Source organism: Streptococcus constellatus (genome assembly GCF_902167705.1).
In the GTDB taxonomy this organism is placed as follows: domain Bacteria; phylum Bacillota; class Bacilli; order Lactobacillales; family Streptococcaceae; genus Streptococcus; species Streptococcus constellatus_A.
In genome coordinates, this window is the sequence record NZ_CABHMZ010000003.1 from 187,387 (window position 1) to 208,721 (window position 21,335).

22 protein-coding genes and 1 tRNA gene are annotated in these 21,335 nt (G+C 39.8%); 16 read left to right on the top strand and 7 right to left on the bottom strand.

All coding sequences use genetic code 11. The annotated features are described in order from the left end of the window. Window positions 1–2 precede the first annotated feature (2 nt). The 16 genes from FQ204_RS01155 (at window position 3) to FQ204_RS01230 (ending at window position 15,598) form a co-directional block, all read left to right on the top strand. Complete coding sequence (locus tag FQ204_RS01155) at window positions 3–746, top strand: acyl-[acyl-carrier-protein] thioesterase (protein WP_144207606.1); 744 nt, start codon at window positions 3–5, stop codon at window positions 744–746. A gap of 11 nt (window positions 747–757) precedes the next feature. Next, on the top strand, window positions 758–1,531 hold the full coding sequence (locus FQ204_RS01160) for a TIGR01457 family HAD-type hydrolase (RefSeq protein WP_144207609.1): 774 nt from the start codon (window positions 758–760) through the stop codon (window positions 1,529–1,531). Then, window positions 1,521–2,159 carry a TIGR01906 family membrane protein gene (locus FQ204_RS01165; protein WP_144207612.1) on the top strand — a complete coding sequence of 213 codons (639 nt, stop codon included), beginning with the start codon at window positions 1,521–1,523 and terminating at the stop codon, window positions 2,157–2,159. Before FQ204_RS01160 ends, FQ204_RS01165 begins: the two co-directional genes overlap by 11 nt. Continuing rightward, entirely contained in the window at window positions 2,159–3,109 is a 951-nt protein-coding gene (locus FQ204_RS01170; RefSeq protein ID WP_144207615.1) for a CPBP family intramembrane glutamic endopeptidase, read from the top strand. The genes FQ204_RS01165 and FQ204_RS01170 overlap by 1 nt, the downstream gene beginning before the upstream one ends. Before the next feature lie 78 nt (window positions 3,110–3,187). After that, complete coding sequence (ndk, locus tag FQ204_RS01175) at window positions 3,188–3,607, top strand: nucleoside-diphosphate kinase (RefSeq protein ID WP_144207618.1); 420 nt, start codon at window positions 3,188–3,190, stop codon at window positions 3,605–3,607. A 156-nt stretch (window positions 3,608–3,763) separates the two neighbouring features. Then, window positions 3,764–4,654, top strand: coding sequence for an RNase adapter RapZ (gene rapZ / locus FQ204_RS01180; protein WP_144207622.1), 891 nt, complete (start codon window positions 3,764–3,766; stop codon window positions 4,652–4,654). Beyond that, complete coding sequence (locus FQ204_RS01185) at window positions 4,651–5,628, top strand: YvcK family protein (RefSeq protein ID WP_144207625.1); 978 nt, start codon at window positions 4,651–4,653, stop codon at window positions 5,626–5,628. Before rapZ ends, FQ204_RS01185 begins: the two co-directional genes overlap by 4 nt. Next, window positions 5,625–6,536, top strand: coding sequence for a DNA-binding protein WhiA (gene whiA, locus FQ204_RS01190; RefSeq protein ID WP_144207628.1), 912 nt, complete (start codon window positions 5,625–5,627; stop codon window positions 6,534–6,536). Before FQ204_RS01185 ends, whiA begins: the two co-directional genes overlap by 4 nt. Window positions 6,537–6,809: 273 nt before the next feature. Next, entirely contained in the window at window positions 6,810–7,331 is a 522-nt protein-coding gene (gene pyrR / locus FQ204_RS01195; protein ID WP_144207630.1) for a bifunctional pyr operon transcriptional regulator/uracil phosphoribosyltransferase PyrR, read from the top strand. Between the two features lie 4 nt (window positions 7,332–7,335). Then, window positions 7,336–8,604, top strand: a complete 1,269-nt coding sequence (locus FQ204_RS01200; RefSeq protein ID WP_144207633.1) for a uracil-xanthine permease family protein — start codon at window positions 7,336–7,338, stop codon at window positions 8,602–8,604. A 59-nt stretch (window positions 8,605–8,663) separates the two neighbouring features. After that, window positions 8,664–9,587, top strand: a complete 924-nt coding sequence (locus FQ204_RS01205) for an aspartate carbamoyltransferase catalytic subunit (protein ID WP_144207637.1) — start codon at window positions 8,664–8,666, stop codon at window positions 9,585–9,587. A gap of 39 nt (window positions 9,588–9,626) precedes the next feature. Continuing rightward, complete coding sequence (locus FQ204_RS01210; protein ID WP_144207640.1) at window positions 9,627–10,715, top strand: carbamoyl phosphate synthase small subunit; 1,089 nt, start codon at window positions 9,627–9,629, stop codon at window positions 10,713–10,715. Window positions 10,716–10,743: 28 nt separating this feature from the next. Next, on the top strand, window positions 10,744–13,923 hold the full coding sequence (gene carB, locus FQ204_RS01215; protein ID WP_144207643.1) for a carbamoyl-phosphate synthase large subunit: 3,180 nt from the start codon (window positions 10,744–10,746) through the stop codon (window positions 13,921–13,923). Window positions 13,924–14,029: 106 nt separating this feature from the next. Continuing rightward, on the top strand, window positions 14,030–14,989 hold the full coding sequence (locus tag FQ204_RS01220) for an ROK family glucokinase (protein ID WP_144207646.1): 960 nt from the start codon (window positions 14,030–14,032) through the stop codon (window positions 14,987–14,989). A 150-nt stretch (window positions 14,990–15,139) separates the two neighbouring features. Further along, the gene (gene rplS, locus FQ204_RS01225; protein WP_144207648.1) at window positions 15,140–15,487 is read left to right on the top strand and encodes a 50S ribosomal protein L19; all 348 of its coding nucleotides are present in this window, start codon (window positions 15,140–15,142) and stop codon (window positions 15,485–15,487) included. Window positions 15,488–15,526: 39 nt separating this feature from the next. Further along, window positions 15,527–15,598, top strand: a tRNA-Arg gene (locus FQ204_RS01230). Between the two features lie 73 nt (window positions 15,599–15,671). Here FQ204_RS01230 and FQ204_RS01235 read toward each other — a convergent pair. The 7 genes from FQ204_RS01235 to FQ204_RS01265 all read right to left on the bottom strand — a co-directional run bounded on the left by FQ204_RS01235 (window position 15,672) and on the right by FQ204_RS01265 (window position 21,085). Further along, the gene (locus FQ204_RS01235) at window positions 15,672–16,814 is read right to left on the bottom strand and encodes a site-specific integrase (protein ID WP_144207651.1); all 1,143 of its coding nucleotides are present in this window, start codon (window positions 16,812–16,814) and stop codon (window positions 15,672–15,674) included. A gap of 53 nt (window positions 16,815–16,867) precedes the next feature. Continuing rightward, window positions 16,868–17,209: a DUF771 domain-containing protein gene (locus tag FQ204_RS01240; protein ID WP_144207654.1), complete on the bottom strand. Its 342-nt coding sequence runs from the start codon at window positions 17,207–17,209 to the stop codon at window positions 16,868–16,870. A 6-nt stretch (window positions 17,210–17,215) separates the two neighbouring features. Continuing rightward, complete coding sequence (locus FQ204_RS01245; RefSeq protein WP_144207657.1) at window positions 17,216–17,827, bottom strand: replication protein; 612 nt, start codon at window positions 17,825–17,827, stop codon at window positions 17,216–17,218. A 241-nt stretch (window positions 17,828–18,068) separates the two neighbouring features. Further along, window positions 18,069–18,650, bottom strand: coding sequence for a hypothetical protein (locus tag FQ204_RS01250; protein WP_144207661.1), 582 nt, complete (start codon window positions 18,648–18,650; stop codon window positions 18,069–18,071). Between the two features lie 17 nt (window positions 18,651–18,667). Further along, entirely contained in the window at window positions 18,668–19,822 is a 1,155-nt protein-coding gene (locus FQ204_RS01255; protein ID WP_144207664.1) for a helicase HerA domain-containing protein, read from the bottom strand. Further along, window positions 19,819–20,136, bottom strand: a complete 318-nt coding sequence (locus FQ204_RS01260) for a hypothetical protein (protein WP_411572729.1) — start codon at window positions 20,134–20,136, stop codon at window positions 19,819–19,821. Before FQ204_RS01260 ends, FQ204_RS01255 begins: the two co-directional genes overlap by 4 nt. 622 nt (window positions 20,137–20,758) lie before the next feature. After that, window positions 20,759–21,085 (bottom strand): helix-turn-helix domain-containing protein, encoded by a 327-nt coding sequence (locus FQ204_RS01265; RefSeq protein WP_144207669.1) that lies wholly within the window; start codon window positions 21,083–21,085, stop codon window positions 20,759–20,761. Window positions 21,086–21,335 lie beyond the last annotated feature (250 nt).

Consider the following 21,335-nt stretch of genomic DNA (forward strand, 5'->3'; position numbering starts at 1 on the left):
TCATGGGTTTAACTTATCAAATGAAAATGAAAATTCCTTTTGATATGGCAGACATGAACGGTCACATCAAGCTACCTGATGTTATCCTGCTGTCCTTGCAGGCGTCAGGCATGCAGTCTATCGAGCTGGGCATCAGCGACAAGGACATGCTGGAGCAGTATAATCTGGTCTGGATTATCACTGACTATGATATCGATGTCATCCGCCTACCTCGTTTTGCTGAGGAGATCACCATTGAGACAGAAGCCCTGACCTACAATCGGCTTTTCTGTTATCGCCGCTTTAGCATTTTTGATGAGGCAGGTCAGGATCTGATCCAGATGATGGGGACCTTTGTCCTCATGGATCGGGACAGTCGTAAGGTTCATGCCGTTGAGCCGGAGATTGTGGCTCCGTACCAGTCAGATTTTTCCAAAAAAATGCTGCGCGGTCCCAAGTACTCAGCCCTGGAAGAGCCGGTTTCCAAGGACTATCATGTCCGCTTTTACGATCTGGATATGAATGGCCATGTCAATAACAGCAAGTATTTGGACTGGATTTTTGAGGTTATGGGTGCTGATTTTCTTATGAAACACATTCCTAAAAAAATTCATCTTAAGTATGTCAAGGAAGTACGACCTGGCGGGCAAATTACTTCTAGCTATGATTTGGAAGATTTAGAGAGCAATCATCAGATTTCTAGCGACGGTGATGTCAATGCACAGGCGATGATTACTTGGCAAGAAATTTCACAAGAGAAACAATAGAAAAGAGAAGTATGACCTACAAAGGATATTTAATTGATTTAGACGGGACAATTTATAAGGGAAAAGAGCGCATTCCTGCGGGTGAGGTTTTTGTTCACGAGCTACAACGGCGCAACATTCCATATTTATTTGTGACGAATAATACAACACGTACACCTGAAACTGTTCAAACTATGTTGGCGGAACAATTCAATGTTGAAACACCTATTGAAACGATTTATACAGCAACTTTGGCAACGATTGATTACCTAAATGATAAAAATCTAGGAAAGAAAGTCTATGTCATCGGTGATGTTGGTCTCAAACAGGCCATTGCAGAAGCTGGTTATGTTGAAGATACGGATAATCCAGATTATGTAGTCGTGGGATTGGATTGGGAAGTGGATTATGAAAAATTGTCAATTGCTACGTTAGCTATCCAAAAAGGGGCTCATTTCGTAGGAACCAATCCAGACCTTAATATTCCGACAGAACGTGGTCTTATGCCTGGAGCGGGTTCGATTATTACTTTGATTGAAGTAGCAACTCGTGTTAAACCTGTTTATATTGGCAAACCGAATGCAATTATCATGGAAAAGGCGGTGGAGCATCTAGGGCTGCCGCGCGAGGAAGTGATAATGGTCGGGGATAATTATCTGACGGACATTCGAGCTGGGATTGACAACGGTATCCCTACACTTTTAGTGACAACTGGATTTACTCGTCCAGAAGAAGTAGCAGGATTGCCAATCCAACCCGATTATGTACTTTCTAGCTTAGCGGAGTGGGATTTTGATGCGCACTAAACTGACCTTTTGGCTGAGCATGCTCTGGTTTTTAGCAGCTGCGATTCTGTTGACTATTTATCTTGTTTGGTTGTTTTATCCTTTGGAAATTTCTTGGTTCCAATTAGAAAATCAAGTTTATCTCAAATCCACAACGATTCAGCACAATTTTAATATTTTGATGAATTACCTAACCAATCCATTTCAGCAAAGGCTCGCCATGCCCAATTTTCGCTCATCAGCAGCAGGTCTGCACCATTTTCAAACAGTAAAATATCTTTTTCATCTGACACAAGCTATTTTTCTAGTGACTGCGCCAGCAGTTTACTTTTTGAAAAAAGGGATTATTAAAAAAGGCTATTTACCTGTTTTTTCAAAGGCTATTTTGAGCATCATTTGGCTTCCAATTATGATTGGAGGTATAGCCTTTGGGATAGGATTTGATGCGTTTTTCACTCTCTTTCATCAGATTTTATTTGTCGGAGACAATACTTGGCTCTTTGACCCTGCGAAAGATCCAGTGATTTGGATTTTACCAGAAGAATTTTTCCTCCATGCTTTTCTGTTATTTTTTGCCCTTTATGAAGGATTCGCATTGTTGCTCTATCGTTGGAGTAAAAAAAGTTATTTGAAAAAGGAAGGACACTGATGCAAACAAATCAGCAAGTACGAAAAGACATCGGCCTATTCTCTGCTTTATGTCTACTTTATGTGGTCGTAATGGCAATGATTAGCCTGATTTATCAAACGATTGTAACCTTGTTTCAAGCCATTCGTTATTCTGGCAATCTTGAAAGAATTCAAAAAGCGACGGAAAAGTTTATGGCACAAGATGGCAGTTATTATTTGATTGCTGTCTGTGCAGGGGTTTTTATCTTTTGGTTGTATCGAGATGGAAAATTATTTAAGTCCGATTTACGAACACAGAAAAGAACCATGACTCCAAAAATGTTTGGAATAGTCCTGTCTTTCTTGCTTTTAGGTCAGTTAGGTTTTGTGCTTTTTAGCCAAATTTTTGAAACAATCTTTAATGTGTTTGGTTTTACCATGTTTGAAGCTGTTGAATCAGCCTCAGCAGGATCAGATAGCGTGACCATGTTTTTATATGCAGGCTTTTTTGGACCTGTATCAGAAGAATTGATTTTCCGTGGGGCTGGCTTACGAACATTTGAAAAATATGGCAAAGTATTTGCGATTGTGATGTCTTCGCTTATATTTGGTCTGTTTCATGGGAATCTCCCGCAATTCTTTTTTGCAACTTTTGTTGGAATGATCTTTTCGTATGTGACCTTGGAGTATTCGATTCTCTGGGCAATGGTTTTCCACGTTTTTAATAACTTGGTCATCGGAGATGGGCTAACTTATTTGTATTCGTTTTTGCCAGATGATGTAGGTGGTCTCTTACACTTGTTTATCCTGATAATTGGTGCAAGCATCGCAGTATTTTTCTTGTTTAAAAATAAAATAGATATTCAAATGTATATGCAGGAAAATCGTGCACTTTCAGGTACCTATCAGCAAGCCTTTCGCTCTGTCTGGTTTTGGGTGTTCGCAATTTTTATGTGTTTAACGTCATTGACACTAATAAGTCACTTGTAAAAGAAGATTTATGAAAGGACTTTCAACTTTCTTTCATTTGTGATAAAATAAAGGTAACAAAATAGGAGCGTGTCAATCATGGAACAAACATTTTTTATTATAAAACCAGACGGCGTAAAACGCGGCTTGGTTGGAGAAGTGCTAAAGCGAATAGAACAGCGTGGTTACAAAATTGAACGATTAGAAATGCGAACCGATGTTTCAAATGAGTTAATTGATCAGCATTATGAAGCTCTATTGACGAAAGATTTTTATCCGCCAATCCGTGATTTTATGACAAGTGGGCCTTTGATTATTGGTATTTTGTCAGGAAATCAAGTCATTTCGGGTTGGCGTCACATGATGGGCGCTACCCGTCCAGAGGAAGCTCTACCAGGAACTATTCGTGGAGATTTTGCGCAAGCAGCTAAAGCCGGTGAAACAATTCAAAATGTTGTTCATGGTTCAGACTCTGAAGCGTCAGCCAAACGTGAAATCGCTCTTTGGTTTGGCAAATGAAATAATAATATAAATGTGAAGTTGAGAGAATAGGAACGTTAATCGTTTTTATCCTCTCTTTTTTTACTGTGAGAATCATGCTTGGTGTGTTATAATAAAAAGGAGTTGAAAATGCTTTAATATACTGAAAATTGATTGTTTTATCAAGGAGGAGATATGTCAGATAAAAAAATTCATTTGGTAATTGTAACGGGAATGAGTGGAGCGGGGAAGACCGTGGCCATTCAGTCTTTTGAAGATTTGGGCTATTTTACGATTGACAATATGCCTCCTACACTGGTTCCTAAATTTTTGCAGTTGATTGAAACGACACAAGATAATGATAAGATTGCAATGGTTGTGGACATGCGCAGTCGTTCCTTCTTTTCTGAAATTCAAAAAGTTTTAGATGAGATTGAAAATAACGATGGACTTGACTTTAAAATTTTATTTCTGGATGCTGCAGACACAGAATTGGTCGCTCGTTACAAGGAAACGCGGCGTAGCCACCCCTTAGCAGCAGATGGTCGTATTTTGGACGGGATTAAGTTGGAGCGGGAATTACTTGCGCCGCTGAAAAATATGAGTCAAAACGTGGTAGATACGACTGAATTAACACCGCGTGCACTGCGTAAAACAATTTCTGAGCATTTTTCAGATCCGACGAAACTCCAATCATTCCGCATTGAGGTGGTAAGTTTCGGCTTTAAATATGGTATTCCGCTAGATGCCGACCTTGTTTTTGATGTGCGTTTTTTACCAAATCCTTATTATCAGCCAGAACTTCGCAATCAAACAGGGCTTGACAAACCAGTTTATGATTATGTAATGAATCATACGGAGTCAGAAGAATTTTATCAGCACTTGGTGGCTCTTATCAAACCTATTTTGCCTGGCTATAAAAAAGAAGGAAAATCAGTTTTAACAATTGCGGTTGGTTGTACAGGCGGTCAACACAGAAGTGTAGCTTTTGCACAACGCTTAGCAGATGATTTAGCTAATGATTGGACTGTTCATTCGTCGCATCGAGATAAAGACCGCAGAAAGGAAACGGTAAATCGTTCATGAGACGACCAAAGATTGCTGTTATCGGTGGTGGAACAGGAATTTCTGTAATTTTAGATAGTTTGCGCAAGAAAGATGTAGACATTGCAGCTATTGTAACAGTTGCCGATGACGGAGGAAGTTCAGGTGAATTGCGAAAAAATATCCAACAATTAACACCTCCTGGTGATTTGCGAAATGTTTTAGTGGCTTTGTCGGACATGCCGCACTTTTATGAAAAAGTCTTTCAATATCGTTTCGCAGATGAAGACGGTGCTTTAGCGGGACACCCACTTGGAAATTTAATTATTGCCGGAATTTCAGAAATGCAGGGTTCTACTTACAATGCCATGCAGCTGTTAACCAAATTTTTTCACACAACTGGCAAGATTTATCCGTCTTGCGACACACCCTTGACGCTTCATGCTGTATTTACTGATGGAAGCGAAGTTGCTGGAGAAAGTCACCTCGCAGAACACCAAGGTATGATTGAACGAGTTTATGTCACCAATACCTACAATGACCAAAAACCAACTGCTAGTCGCAAAGTGGTAGAGACGATTTTAGAAAGTGATATGGTCGTTTTGGGACCAGGATCCTTGTTTACCTCTATCTTACCCAATATGGTGATAGAAGAAATCGGTCAAGCACTCTTGGAAACCAAGGCAGAAATCGCTTATGTCTGTAATATCATGACGCAGCGTGGTGAAACCGAGCATTTCACAGATAGTGACCACGTGGCTGTTTTGCATCGTCATCTTGGGAAAGCATTTATTGACACGGTTTTAGTAAATATTGAAGAAGTTCCTCAAAAATATATGAATTCCAATAAATTTGATGAGTATTTGGTGCAGGTTGAGCATGATTTTAAAGGTTTGAAGAAGCAAGTACCTCGTGTCATTTCGTCTAATTTTCTTCGCTTGGAAAACGGCGGAGCCTTTCATGACGGCAAGTCTGTGGTAGATGAACTTATGAAGATTATACAGGTGCGCAAATGAGTTTTACCATTAAAGTGAAAGAAGAGCTGCTCGGTCTAGGCAGAAAAGATAAAACGGAATTATCGGCTATCATTAAGATGTCAGGCAGTTTAGGAATTTCTAGTCAAGGCTTAACATTGTCTATTACGACAGAAAATGCAAAAATCGCTCGTCACATTTATGAATTGCTTGCGGCTTTTTATCAAGTCAAATCTGAAATACGTCATCATCAAAAAGCAAATCTTCGGAAAAACCGCGTTTATACTGTTTTTTTAGACGAAGGTGTGGAACAAATTTTAGCTGATTTGCACTTGGCGGACTCCTTTTTTGGAATTGAAGCAGGTATTGACCAAGCTATTTTATCAGACAATGAAGCGAGTCGAGCTTATTTGCGGGGAGCTTTTTTGTCAACTGGCAGCATGCGTGACCCAGAGTCTGGGAAATACCAGTTAGAAATCTTATCGGTCTATTCTGATCATGCGGAGGATTTAGCAGCTTTGATGCAAAAGTTTTTACTAGACGCAAAGATAATTGAACGTAAAAAAGGCTCGGTGACCTATCTGCAACGAGCTGAAGACATTATGGACTTTTTGATTGTGATTGGTGCTATGAAAGCAATGACTGAGTTTGAATCGGTCAAACTTTTGCGAGAGGCTAGAAATGATCTGAATCGGACAAACAATGCAGAAACGGCGAATATTGCTCGAACGGTGACAGCTAGCATGAAAACCATTCATAATATTAGCAAGATAGTTGATACGATTGGTTTAGAGAGCTTGCCCGTTGATTTGCAAGAGGTAGCTTATCTGCGCGTGAACCATCCTGATTATTCTATCCAGCAATTAGCAGAAAGCCTTAGTAAGCCTTTGACAAAAAGCGGTGTTAATCATCGCCTGAGGAAAATCAATAAAATCGCAAATGAATTGTAAGAAATACAAAAAAGTATAGCTTATATATTATAGGTGGAATCAATTTGAGGATTTCCGTGAAAACTTTACGGTTTTCTCTTGAAGATTTTCAAAAAATGTGATATAGTTATAAAAATTAAATAATCCTTTAAATCTGTCCCGTGAGGCAGACAAGGAGTCAAAGCATAAGATGGTGTAGCACAGTGAGGCTGTTAGCAGTTTCTCTATGCTTGCCTAGATTTTCTGAAGTCTCCTTGTGAAGGAGACTTTTTTATATTTTTAAGGAGGCTTTCTATGAAAACGAAAGAAGTTGTTGATGGTTTGACAATGAAACGTGCGATTACACGGATTACTTATGAAATCATTGAGCGCAACAAAGAGCTAGACAAGATTGTCTTAATCGGCATAAAAACGCGGGGTGTTTACATTGCGCAGCGGATTCAAGAACGATTGGCACAGCTTGAAAAGATCGATGTGCCTATTGGTGAGTTGGATACCAAGCCATTCCGCGATGACTTTAAAGTGGAAGAAGATACGACACATGTTCCAGTTGATATTACAGACTGTGAAGTTATCTTGGTGGATGATGTGCTCTATACAGGACGCACCATTCGGGCAGCGATTGACAATTTAGTTAGTTTGGGACGCCCGTCACGTGTAAGCTTGGCTGTTTTGGTAGACCGTGGTCATCGTGAATTGCCAATTCGAGCAGATTATGTTGGGAAAAATATTCCGACAAGTCGAACAGAAGAGATTATTGTAGAAATGGTAGAACAGGATGGTCAAGACCGTGTCTTGATTGCGGAGGAATTATAAGAAAATGAGTCAAGATGTAAAATACGACGTTCATGATATGCCAAAAGCAGGGTTGCTTGTAGGTTTGTCATTTCAGCATTTGTTTGCCATGTTTGGAGCGACAGTTCTTGTTCCGATTCTGGTTGGAATTGACCCAGCAGTTGCCTTGTTTTCAAGCGGTTTAGGAACCTTAGCGCACTTAACGGTTACCAAGTACAAAGTGCCAGCTTACATGGGGTCTAGTTTCGCTTACATTGCAGCTATGCAAATGTTGATGAAAACAGACGGTATCGCAGCAGTCGCTCAAGGTGCCATTACTGGTGGTTTGGTTTACTTCATTGTAGCTCTTATTGTGAAGTTCGCTGGGAATGCTTGGATTGATAAAATTTTGCCGCCAGTTGTTGTGGGACCAATCATTATGGTTATCGGACTAAGTCTAGCTAGTACAGCGGTGAACGATGTCATGCTAAAAGACGGCAAATACAATTTAACTTATTTTATCATTGGAATTGTCACTCTCTTTGCAGTCATTCTCTTTAATATCTATGGTAAAAAGATTGTGGGAATTATTCCCGTGCTGTTGGGCTTGATTGTCGGATATGTCTTCGCGCTCATTCTTGGAGTGGTAACAGGAGAAGAAATTATTTCCTTTGCAAAAGTTTCTCAAGCTTCATGGTTTCACGTTCCACCTATGCACCTTCCATTCTTAGACTATAGTTTAAAATTCTATCCAAGTGCAATTTTAACAATGGCTCCAATTGCCTTTGTGACGATGACAGAGCATTTTGGTCATGTTATGGTATTGAATAGCTTGACTGGAAAAGATTTCTTTAAAGACCCAGGATTGGATAAAACTCTTGCTGGAGACGGTCTTGCACAAGTTATAGCTGGGATTTTCGGTGCCCCCCCAGTAACGAGTTATGGTGAAAATATTGGTGTAATGGCTTTGAACAAAATCTATAGCGTCTATGTCATTGCAGGTGCGGCAGTGCTTGCGATTGTGATGAGTTTTGTCGGGAAAGTATCTGCTCTCTTGCAATCTATTCCAAGTCCAGTTTTAGGTGGAATTTCCATTGCACTCTTTGGCGTCATTGCCTCTAGCGGCTTGAAAATTTTGATTGAAAAGCAAACAGACTTTGACAATAAGAAAAATCTATTGATTGCTAGTGTGATCTTAGTCGCAGGAATTGGTGGATTAACGCTTCAACTTTCAGGTTTGCAAATTTCAGGAGTTGCCTTGTCAACCGTTCTTGGGATTGTGCTCTACCTTATCTTGCCAGAACCTAAAAACTAGGCTCAGCACATTCTTAAATTTTTGTCTACTATTTTAAAAATAAAAAGGAGTTAACTATCATGTCATCAAATCAAATCGCACTTAAAAATCTTGTTTCTATGGAAACTCTTAGCAATGAAGAAGTAATGGCGCTCATCAAACGCGGAATCGAATTTAAAAATGGCGCAAAAGCTCATTATGACGAACAACATATTATCGCTAATCTCTTCTTTGAACCTTCTACTCGGACACACAAGGCTTTTGAAGTGGCAGAATTGAAACTTGGATGTGACCTGCTTGACTTTGATGTCAAGACAAGCTCAATCAACAAGGGAGAAACGCTTTACGATACAATCTTGACCATGTCGGCAATTGGGGTAGATGTCTGTGTCATCCGTCACCCTGAGGTAGATTACTATAAAGAACTGGTAGAAAGTCCAACTATTACAACTTCTATCGTCAACGGTGGTGATGGTTCTGGTCAACACCCAAGCCAAAGTTTGCTGGATTTGATGACAATTTACCAAGAATTTGGGCATTTTGATGGCTTGAAAGTGGCGATTGCTGGTGACTTAGACCACTCACGCGTGGCTAAGTCCAATATGCAAATTCTAAAACGTCTTGGAGCAGAGCTTTTCTTTGCTGGTCCAGATGAATGGAGAAGCGATGAATTTGCTGATTACGGGAAATTCGTAACTATTGATGAAGTGATTGATCAAGTGGATGTGATGATGTTTCTTCGTGTGCAACATGAGCGCCATGATTACGATTCAATTTTCTCTAAAGAAAATTACTACAGATTGCATGGTTTGACACAAGAGCGTTATGATCGAATGAAGGATACTGCTATTCTCATGCACCCAGCTCCAGTCAATCGTGATGTGGAAATTGCAGATCATCTGGTAGAAGCTCCAAAATCTCGTATTGTAGAACAAATGACCAATGGTGTATTTGTCCGAATGGCAATTATTGAGTCTGTCTTAAATGGACGGAAAAAACAATAAACACTAACATGTTGCTGCAATCATAAACGGAGGGGAAAGATGGAAAAACGCTTGTTAATTCTGGAAGATGGGACAGTATTTGAAGGAGAAGTATTCGGGGCTGATATTGATGTGACCGGAGAAATCGTCTTTAATACAGGTATGACCGGTTATCAAGAATCTATTACAGATCAATCATACAATGGGCAAATTTTAACCTTTACCTACCCGTTAATCGGAAATTATGGAATCAACCGCGACGACTATGAATCGATCACTCCCACTTGCAAGGGAGTGGTCGTTTATGAGTGGGCACGCCGAGCGAGCAATTGGCGCAATCAGATGACCCTAGACGAGTTTTTAAAGGTCAAGAAAATTCCAGGAATTGCTGGTATTGATACGCGGGCATTGACGAAAATCATTCGGCAGCATGGAACGATGAAAGCAACACTAGCCAATGTGGGCGACCAAATGGTGCATTTGCAAGACCAGTTGAAAGCAACTGTTTTGCCGACTGATAATATCAAACAAGTCTCAACGAAAACGCCATATCCAGCACCGGGCTCAGGTCCTAGTATCGTGTTAGTTGATTTTGGTTTGAAACATTCGATTCTTCGTGAATTAGCGGCACGCAATTGTAATGTGACAGTTGTTCCCTATGACACAAGTGCAGCAGATATTCTCCACCTTCATCCTGACGGAGTCATGTTATCCAACGGTCCAGGAAATCCAGATGACGTACCGCAAGTGCTAGAAATGATTCGAGGGATTCAAGGGAAAATTCCTCTTTTTGGTATCTGTATGGGACATCAACTTTTTTGTAAGGCAAATGGAGCTCAGACTTATAAAATGAAATTCGGTCATCGTGGTTTTAATCATGCTGTCAGAGATATTGCGACAGGGCGGATTGATTTTACCAGCCAAAATCATGGTTATGCTGTTAGTCGTGAAAATTTTCCGAGCGAGTTGCTGATTACGCACGAGGAAATCAACGATAAGTCTATTGAAGGTGTGCGGCATCGATTTTTCCCTGCTTTTTCAGTGCAATTTCATCCTGACGCTGCACCGGGACCGCATGATGCCAGTTATCTCTTTGATGAGTTTATGGAAATGATTGATGCTTTTAAACAACAGCATAGTTCATTTTAATCAATGGATTAGGAAATAGGAGAAAGACATGCCAAAACGTACAGATATTCAGAAAATTATGGTGATTGGATCTGGTCCCATTATCATTGGACAGGCTGCTGAGTTTGATTACGCAGGAACGCAGGCTTGTTTGTCTTTGAAAGAAGAAGGCTACACAGTCGTTTTAGTTAATTCCAATCCTGCAACCATTATGACAGACAAGGAAATTGCTGATAAGGTTTATATTGAGCCAATTACGCTGGAATTTGTCACTAGAATCTTACGGAAAGAGCGACCAGATGCACTTCTGCCGACATTGGGTGGGCAAACAGGACTCAATATGGCAATGGAATTATCTAAAGAAGGTATCTTGGATGAGCTAGGTGTCGAACTTTTAGGAACTAAGCTGTCGGCTATTGATCAAGCTGAGGATCGTGATTTGTTTAAGCAACTCATGGAAGAGCTGGAACAGCCGATTCCAGAATCTGAAATTGTAAACACAATCGAAGAAGCAGTGGACTTTGCAACGAAAATTGGCTACCCAGTCATTGTTCGCCCAGCTTTTACCTTAGGGGGAACTGGCGGCGGAATGTGTGCCAATGAGGAGGAATTGCGAGAGATTGCTGAAAATGGTCTGAAATTATCTCCGGTGACTCAGTGTTTGATTGAGCGCTCTATTGCCGGCTTCAAGGAAATTGAGTATGAAGTCATGCGCGATGCAGCTGATAATGCTTTAGTGGTCTGCAATATGGAAAACTTTGATCCAGTCGGTGTGCACACAGGTGATTCCATTGTCTTTGCACCAACGCAAACCATTTCGGATTATGAAAATCAAATGTTGCGGGATGCTAGCTTGAAAATTATCCGTGCTCTAAAAATCGAAGGAGGCTGTAATGTGCAGTTGGCTTTGGATCCTCATAGCTTTAATTACTATGTCATTGAAGTCAATCCGCGCGTGTCTCGTTCGTCAGCTCTGGCTTCTAAAGCGACGGGGTATCCTATTGCTAAATTGGCTGCAAAAATCGCTGTTGGCTTGACACTAGATGAAGTTATCAATCCAGTCACAGGTACAACTTATGCTATGTTTGAACCAGCTCTGGATTATGTGGTAGCGAAGATTCCACGTTTTCCTTTTGATAAATTTGAACATGGTGAACGTCATCTAGGCACGCAGATGAAAGCAACCGGTGAAGTCATGGCTATTGGTCGTAACATTGAAGAAAGTTTGCTCAAAGCCTGTCGTTCTCTGGAAATCGGTGTTGACCATAATGAAATGCCAGAACTAAATCAAGTGGCAGATGATGATTTACTGGAAAAGGTTGTCAAAGCGCAAGATGATCGCCTTTTCTATGTATCTGAAGCCATCCGCCGCGGCTATGCTATTGAAGAAATTGCAAAACTAACCAAGATTGATTTGTTCTTTTTGGATAAATTGCTTCACATTCATGAATTAGAGCAGAAGTTAATCACTCATGTCGGAGATGCAAACCTGCTCAGACAGGCTAAGCAAAACGGTTTTGCAGATACTAAATTAGCTCGGCTTTGGAAAATGACAGCAGAGGAAATACGTCAATTTCGTAAAGAAGAGCGGATTCTTCCGGTCTATAAAATGGTTGATACCTGTGCAGCTGAGTTTGAGTCGAGCACGCCATATTTTTACTCTACCTATGCTTTTGAAAATGAATCAATCAAGTCAGAAAAGGAATCTGTTCTGGTGCTGGGCTCTGGACCTATTCGGATTGGTCAAGGAGTAGAATTTGACTATGCGACCGTGCACTCGGTCAAGGCTATTCAAGCTGCTGGCTATGAAGCAATCATTATGAATAGTAATCCTGAAACGGTCTCAACAGATTTTTCGGTTTCTGACAAGCTTTACTTTGAACCCTTGACTTTTGAAGATGTCATGAATGTCATTGAACTGGAAAAACCTAAGGGAGTTATCGTTCAGTTTGGTGGACAAACCGCTATCAATCTAGCTGAGCCATTGTCAAAAGCTGGTGTGAAAATTTTAGGTACTCAGGTGGCTGACCTTGACCGTGCAGAAGATCGTGATCTATTTGAACAGGCTCTCAAAGATTTGAACATTCCGCAGCCACCAGGTCAGACAGCGACGAATGAAGAAGAAGCGGTAGAAGCCGCTCGTAAGATTGGCTTCCCAGTCTTGGTGCGTCCTTCTTACGTTCTGGGCGGTCGAGCTATGGAGATTGTCGAGAATGAAGCAGACCTTCGTTCTTATATGCGAACGGCTGTCAAGGCTAGCCCTGATCATCCGGTGTTGGTGGACTCTTACATTGTTGGCAAAGAATGTGAGGTAGATGCCATTTCAGACGGTCGTCAGGTCTTAATTCCAGGGATTATGGAGCATATTGAACGGGCTGGAGTTCACTCAGGTGATTCTATGGCTGTTTATCCTCCGCAGACTTTATCTGCTCAAGTCCAGCAGACTATCGCAGATTATACTAAGAAATTGGCAATCGGACTTCATTGTATCGGTATGATGAACATTCAGTTTGTTATCAAAGATGAAACAGTTTATGTCATTGAGGTCAATCCGCGTGCAAGTCGAACCGTCCCTTTCCTTTCCAAAGTGACTAATATTCCTATGGCGCAGGTGGCAACTAGACTGATTTTAGGTCAAACTTTGGCGGAGCTAGAGTATGAAGACGGCCTTTATCCAGAAAGCAAACAAGTACATGTAAAAGCACCAGTCTTTTCCTTTACCAAATTAGCCAAGGTGGATAGCTTACTAGGACCTGAAATGAAGTCGACTGGTGAGGTTATGGGAACGGATTTTACCCTTGAAAAAGCTCTCTATAAAGCTTTTGAGGCCTCTTATCTACATCTTCCAAACTTTGGAAATGTCATTTTTACGATTGCGGATGAAAATAAGGAAGAAGCTCTCGCATTGGCAAAACGTTTTGCAGCTATTGGGTATAGTATTTTAGCAACACAGGGCACAGCGCAGTTCTTTAAAGAAAATGGTGTTTTGACACAATTGGTTGAAAAATTCGGTACAGATGATCGTAATGACATTCCAGCCTTTGTTCGCAAAGGCAAGGTTCAGGCGATTATCAATACCGTTGGAACGAAGCGAACGGCAGATGAACACGGTCAGGCTATTCGTCGTTCTGCTATCGAACATGGGATTCCACTTTTTACGGCACTTGATACAGCCAATGCCATGCTTCGGGTCTTAGAAAGCCGTAGCTTTATGACAGAAGCAATTTAGAGTAGCATTCTTTTTGTCATGATATATTAAGTTCTATGCAAACCTTTTCAATTCTTAAATAATTTGTTATAATGAAAATGAAAAAAAGTTATTAGAGGAGAATAGAATGTCGAAAAAAATTATTGGGATTGACTTGGGTGGTACATCTGTGAAGTTTGCGATTCTGACCCAAGAAGGAGAAGTTCAAGAAAAATGGTCTATTAAGACAAATATTTTAGATGAAGGCAGTCATATTGTGGATGATATGATTGAGTCAATCAATCATCGTTTGCATTTATTAAACCTTTCAGCTGAAGATTTCATTGGAATCGGCATGGGCTCGCCTGGCGTTGTGGACCGTGAAAAAGGAACGGTTGTCGGAGCTTACAATCTCAACTGGAAAACTCTGCAACCTGTAAAAGAAAAAATTGAGAAAGCGACTGGCATTCCTTTCTTTATTGATAACGATGCGAATGTAGCTGCACTTGGCGAACGTTGGAAAGGTGCTGGTGAAAACCAACCAGACGTCGTCTTTATGACACTTGGAACAGGTGTCGGTGGTGGCATTGTTGCTGAAGGAAAATTACTGCATGGTGTAGCTGGAGCAGCTGGAGAGCTGGGACATATCACAGTTGATTTTGATCAACCAATTCTTTGTACTTGTGGCAAAAAAGGCTGCCTAGAAACAGTAGCTTCTGCAACGGGTATTGTTAATTTAACGCGTCGTTATGCTGATGAGTATGCTGGTGATGCAGAGCTGAAAAAACTGATTGATAATGGCGAAGATGTCAATGCGAAAATTGTTTTTGATTTGGCTAAAGCTGGTGATGAATTAGCTCTCATTGTTTATCGTAATTTTGCACGTTATCTTGGTATTGCTTGTGCCAACATTGGATCTATCTTAAATCCGTCAACGATTGTCATCGGTGGAGGCGTCTCTGCAGCAGGTGAATTTTTACTAGACGGTGTTCGTAAGGTCTATGAAGAAAATTCTTTCCCTCAAGTGCGTACGTCAACAAAGCTTGCACTTGCAACTCTTGGAAATGATGCAGGAGTCATTGGAGCAGCTTCATTGGTTCTTCAATAATTCTGCTAAAATAGAAAAATAATCCAAATAAGGCATTTACAATTATTATAAAATTTGTTATGATATTAGTTAGTGCGTAATGGAAGCACTAGAAAACGACTAATCCGCTGTGGTCTTGAACTATAAGATTAGTAAGATAGGAGAAGAAAAATGAATCCATTAATCCAAAGTTTGACTGAAAGTCAACTTCGTACTGATATTCCTGCATTCCGTCCTGGTGATACTGTTCGTGTTCACGCGAAAGTTGTCGAAGGAAACCGCGAACGTATCCAAATCTTCGAAGGTGTGGTTATCGCTCGTAAAGGTGCTGGTATTTCAGAAAACTATACTGTTCGTAAAATTTCTAACGGTGTAGGTGTTGAACGTATCTTCCCACTTCACACACCACGTGTTGAAAAGATTGAAGTTGTTCGTTACGGTAAAGTACGTCGTGCGAAATTGTATTACCTTCGTGCATTGCAAGGTAAAGCAGCGCGTATTAAAGAAATCCGCCGTTAATGTAGAAATAACTCTGTCTCTCGGCAGAGTTTTTCTCTAGTCCCCTTAGTTCAATGGATATAACAACTCCCTCCTAAGGAGTAGTTGCTGGTTCGATTCCGGCAGGGGACATATTCCAAAAGCTTCAAACGTTGATAAATCAGCGTTTCTTTTATTTTTGTTCAAAATTTGTTCAAAATAGTTTCTACTGGCTTAAACCGTGGAAAAAGTCACGGATTTTATTGTCTTCACGGATAGCTTTTTCTTTGATTAAATGCCCGTAAGTCTCACTGATTTGTTGAATATCTTTATGTCCCATATTCTTGGCGATGGCCCAGATGTCTATATCCATTGCTAGAAGTGTGCTTGCGTAAGTATGTCTTAAACCTGTACTAGTCATATTTGAAGGAGTAATAGACAATTCAGATAGTATCTGCTTTAATTGTTTATTGACTGCTGAATTTGTAGGTAGTCCAGATTGTTTATCAAAGAACAAACATTTGTCTGAATTAGAAACTTGATGGCTTCTTAAAACATACCTTTGTTCAGCTTTTAGTTTTTGTAAAATAGAGACTGTAGTATCATCAATCGGAACGTCACGGATAGAAGTTTCTGTTTTAGCTTTTGTCCAGCGTTTTCTTGTGCAATCATAGCGTCTATATGTTTTAATGGTCTTATTTTCAATATTGATACAATCCCAAGTTAAGCCAAGGACTTCTCCAAACCGCATACCTGTTTTCAGTTGGATATATAAGAGGTATGGAATGACGGATTCTTGATAATCGAGGAGATATTCTAGATACTGACAAAGTTTTTTATAATCTTCTAAGCTATGGATATATCTTTCATTCTTAGACTTTGGTGATTCTCTGCCAGATAGTACAACTCCTTCTGTGAATAAATCTATACTGAGCTTATCTTGCCTAGCAAAAATAAGGACACTTCGTATCTCTGCATTTAGGCGGCTGACATTATCACGACAATTTGTTTCAGCGTATTTATTGATAAATGCTTGATATTGGCTTGATGTGATGGATACAGCGGGTGAGTCTCCAAAGTATTTTTGAATAAACTTTCCACGCAAGCGATGCTTGTTTTGTGTAGAATCCATTTTATTGAGTGGGATAATTTTTAAATGGTACCATTTTTCCCACAGTTGAAAGAGACTGATGTTTTTATCAATGACCTTTCCTTGATGTAATTTAATTTCTTGGGTCAAACCTTCAATTTCAGCTTCTCTTTTGGTCTTAAATCCTGATTTTGATGTAATATAGTTTCCTTTTTTGTCAGTGATACGATAAGACCACTTCCCTTTTTTCCCTCCGCGTTGCGTAATGTATAGTGACATGATTACCTCTTTTCTAAGAAATCGATAACCAAGGTTTTATCTTGGTTATCTTATCATAATTCAAAAATTTTTGCAAAATGTTCCTCAAAAAATTCTTTGGCTTTGCTTGCCAGAAAGTAATAGCGTCCACCTTGACTGTTTGGATATTTCACAAAGCCATTGCTATTTTTATCAATGTCAATTTGCTTACGAATTTCAGGCTTATAAAGCACGTTTTCGAGCAGCCATGGACGAGAGACGGAAAGCAGTTCTAAAACCTCAGAGAGCGTTAGATAACGCCCTTTTGAGGAGATTTTTTTGAGTTCTTCATACTCGGAACGGTCAACGATAATTTTATCGGGTGGTAGTTGTATCGTAATATTTTTTAAGTCAATTTGTAGGGTGGTTGGTTTCATAAGCAGTTAGTCCGTATCCATTTCTTGGTCAATGATGGTCACGTCTTTGATGTGTTTACTTGCGCGATAGCGTTTTGATTCTATAAATTTTGTAAAAAAGTAGGTACGGTTCATAATCAATGTGAGCAGGCGAGGGTCATTGTGTCTTGCATAGATTACTAGGTCTTGAAATTCGGTAAAATTGTAATCGTTAATAAGGTCAATGACTTCATTGATAAAGCGCCCAGATTGTTGCTCAACGAGGAACTGATCGAGGTCAAACCCTGCACCACTTTCAATGTCTTCAGCGTTATAAGGTGTTTTGTCTGAGTTTTGTGCATGGGTGAAATAGTCAAGCATCCCCTTTGGAGATAAGACAATTTGCACCTTTTTAGGAGTGTTTAGATTTTCGGTAAGAAGTTCTGATACTTGCGTATAGCTCTTCAAAGAATCAAAGAAGAGAGCCCCGTGTTTGTGGGCTTTTAATAGTTCACCCGTTTTTTTGTCCACGTCTTGGTCGTGCCATGGGCTCAAAATATAAGGGACTTGCATTTCTTCTAAAATGTCAATATAGTTTTCGGGCGCACTTTCTTTGTAGAGGAGAAAAGCCCACTTGTTAGAACGTTTTGTTAGAGGCATAATATATCAACCTTTCTAATGATTTGATTATTGATTATTGAACTCATGGGGGTCGTAGTAACCCCCATGAGTTCCTATCACAATTTCCCGCTGATAGCGGGAACCGCCCTTCTAGCTCGGCGGCTGCGCTAGGAACCGTCACCAGAATAGAAAAGACTACGCTATTTCTATCCTGCTTCCTGTTTGAAATGGGGTGCTTTTCTGCGGCTCTTTGTCTGTTCCGACAAAGCCGCAGAAGCACCTATTTAGTGCGAGTGCCAATGGCTTGATAAACGCGGTAGCTTTCAAGCGTGAAGTCGTTAAAGCTATAAGCCGGGTCTAGCTCTGTCAGATGACTTTTAATGTCGGGCAATAACTCTTTGACCATTTTCATGGCTTTATGATTGGCAGGTAACTTTATAGAAGTGATGATTTTATCTTCTTCACATTCGACTGTTAAAGACCATAAAGAACGATTGGCAAGACGCTTATCAGCAACGCTGTAAGGAATCTTATTTTGTCCGATATTCAGAGGCTTTTCAGAGGTGGTATATGCAAATTTTCTGATTTTATTTGTGTAATAAAGAGATTTCCACATATTGAGTTTTTGATTTGGCAACCATTTTATCGCTGTTATCCCAACAAGTAATAGAATCAGTCTCAATGCGAGAGCTAACAGTTTAGCAGAAAGAAAAGTAAAGATATTGGTGATTAGTATAGGTGTTTGAAAAACAACTAAGAATAATTTGAGTAAAAGACCGCTTCCACCTGTTAGAAGTAGAGCAAGACTTAAAAGATAAAAAGTATTATAGAAATTAAAGTTTTTAAAATAATATTTAAACATAATGTAAATGTACCTCGTTAATAAGTGGGTGTTAGTAATGGCATAATGTGATTGTTGTGCTGATCATCTGTAAACTTGATGATACCCGTCCCAATGCCAGCTGGGACAACAATATGGTCAATATTTGCATGAGGCAATAAGAACTGCGTTGTATTCGTGTTGATGTCACCTAAAATAATAGCGCAATTGATTTGTTCTCGAACGGCTGTATTTCCACCAAAGGCAGTTGCGTCAAAGCGTTGAGAGATAAGAATCAAGCTGACTTGTGTCTCACGCCCTAAAAGGGCAATTGTTCCAAGCAATTGAGAGAAAGTATCTCTTGCTTGCTTCGAGCTACCTTGCACCAATGCAAGGAGTTCATCAATTACAACGTAAATCTTTGAAAAATTTGTAGTAGGATTGATGAGCAATTTTTGTTGCCGCTCATAAATCTTGTTTATCACTCGTCCTAAAAGTTCGTTGACTTCTGTAATAAAGCTATTGAGGTTAGAGCCGAAGGTCGGAGATAGAACTTCTAAGTTTAGCTCTCTTCCTAATTTATAAATTTGAGATAATTTTGGATCAACGAGCAAGAGATGAGTAGCAGTATCAGCGTTTAAGCATCTAATTAAATATTCAGTGAATTTTGATTTTCCCGAACCAGACGACCCGCTAACGGCTAGATGAACAATGTTGTCCATATTGAGGCTGACCTTGTTTGCCATAATCGGAATACGGTTGCTGGTTACTTCTGTAGCGATAAATTGGTCAATATTTTCAATCATCAAGCGCTCTGGAATCCCGTCAACCCAAGGGAAAAAGAGGGCTCGTGCAAGGTTGGGCTCTTCGGGGTCATAAGGAACAAAGTAAGCATTAGTTTGCGGTAAAAGGGTTTTGTAGGGGTATAGAATTCCTGAACAAATCGCATAGATTTTCATATAAAGTTGATTGTCAAGGGAGTAGGAAACGGGCAGATTTGGCAGATAGAGAAAGCCTCGGTCATTGCCAGCCAGACGGATCATAAACGAATTTGTGTAGCTCGTCTCACCGTTCACATCAAGGGCGTTATTTAAGTTTCGTTGAATAAAAGTGCATAACTCATGAGGGTCACGGAAGGCCCCACTAGATGCGGTTGGCTCTAGTGGGTTTCGTGACGGTTGAGCCTGCTTTTGATGTTGCATGCTCAAACTCATGATTTCACCTCATGCACTTCATCAGCGCGGAAGTAGATATTGTAGCGGACTTCGCAAGCTTCCAAGTTGTCAAAGTTGACGGCAGACAAGTAGCTTGGTAGCGCAATCTTTTTAGCGAATTTCACCGTGAAAGGTGGAAGCCCCTCTTGGGTGAACCAAGCACGATAAGCTACAATCTCATCTGTACGATGATTATTTTCAAAACGATATTGCGGTTCTAGCTCTGTACTCAAGAGATAAATCTCTTTGTTTGAATCAAGTGTATGATTAGCGAGTTCTGAACTATAACCGGATTGAGTTATTTTCCTCATAATAAGAAAATCTTCCTTTCTATTGAGTGCTTAGGACAGAATGCCCTTCTAAAGGACTAGCTCCCCTTTCCTTTGACGCTAAAAAAAATAAAAAAACGTCTTCATCTATCATGATAAGACGAGGAAAGGAGAGCATAGTAAGCGGACTGTTGGCATGCCATGTAGCTCGGTTTAACGTCATGAGCTGGACGCAGGAGGGACATAAACTATTTGTAATGAATTTGTAACTTGACAAGTTGGTGAAATCATCTTATAATTCCCTTTAGGGAAATACGATGCATGCGGCATGCGGGCGCGGGCGGCGATGGAATCACTATATATAGTTTAAATTTAATTTTTTTTTAAACAAAGATATTGTTTTTGTATCTGTGATGAATCAGAACGCAATGAAACTTTTACTCTCCATTCATTGATTTAGCGCAAGCTTTGTTGGGCGACTTGAGCCCAACAAAAAAATATGGGTACTCTACCCATATTAAATTCAGTATCTCTGTTTTTTATTAGTTGAAAAATCATTTTGTCTCATACTTGAAAGATGGGCACCCTGCCCTCGGAAACTTATATATTATAGTTTTTGTAAATAAAAATTACCGCCAAAAATGACGGTTTTTTTATTATTCAAAACTCAACTCTCTAATAATACGGTAATGGCATCAATCACTTTCTTTTGTTTTTCTTGTGGGAGTGATTTCAGATGTTGCACCAATTGGGTCAAATCATCTTCTTTTTCCTTATCTGGTACCATATCAAAAAAGGTTTCAATATCAACTTCTAGGGCTTCCATCACCCTTTCAAGAGTGTTGATTTTGACATTTGGGGCAAGATGTTCTAATTTATAGACGTAATTTGTACCCAAATCCGCTCGTTCTTCCAGTTGTTCTTGGGTCATTCCTCTTTCTAATCTTAAAAGGCGGATTCTTTTCCCAATGTAATCTCGTAATAATTCTTTCATATCGTACCTCTTTTTCTCCATGATACCGATTTTTAGGGAGAAAGATAACTTCTCAAAAGGTTGATGAATAACTTTACAAGATTAGTTTTAGGTGCTATAATCAATCTGTGACAACTTTTTAAGGTTGGATAGGGGAGTGTTTTTCTCAAAAATTTTTCAAAAATCATGCTAAATACTTGACAAAAATGCTTGTTATACTACATATAACAAGGCTTGACTTTGTAGTCAAGCCTTCCTAAAAGTTAAAAAA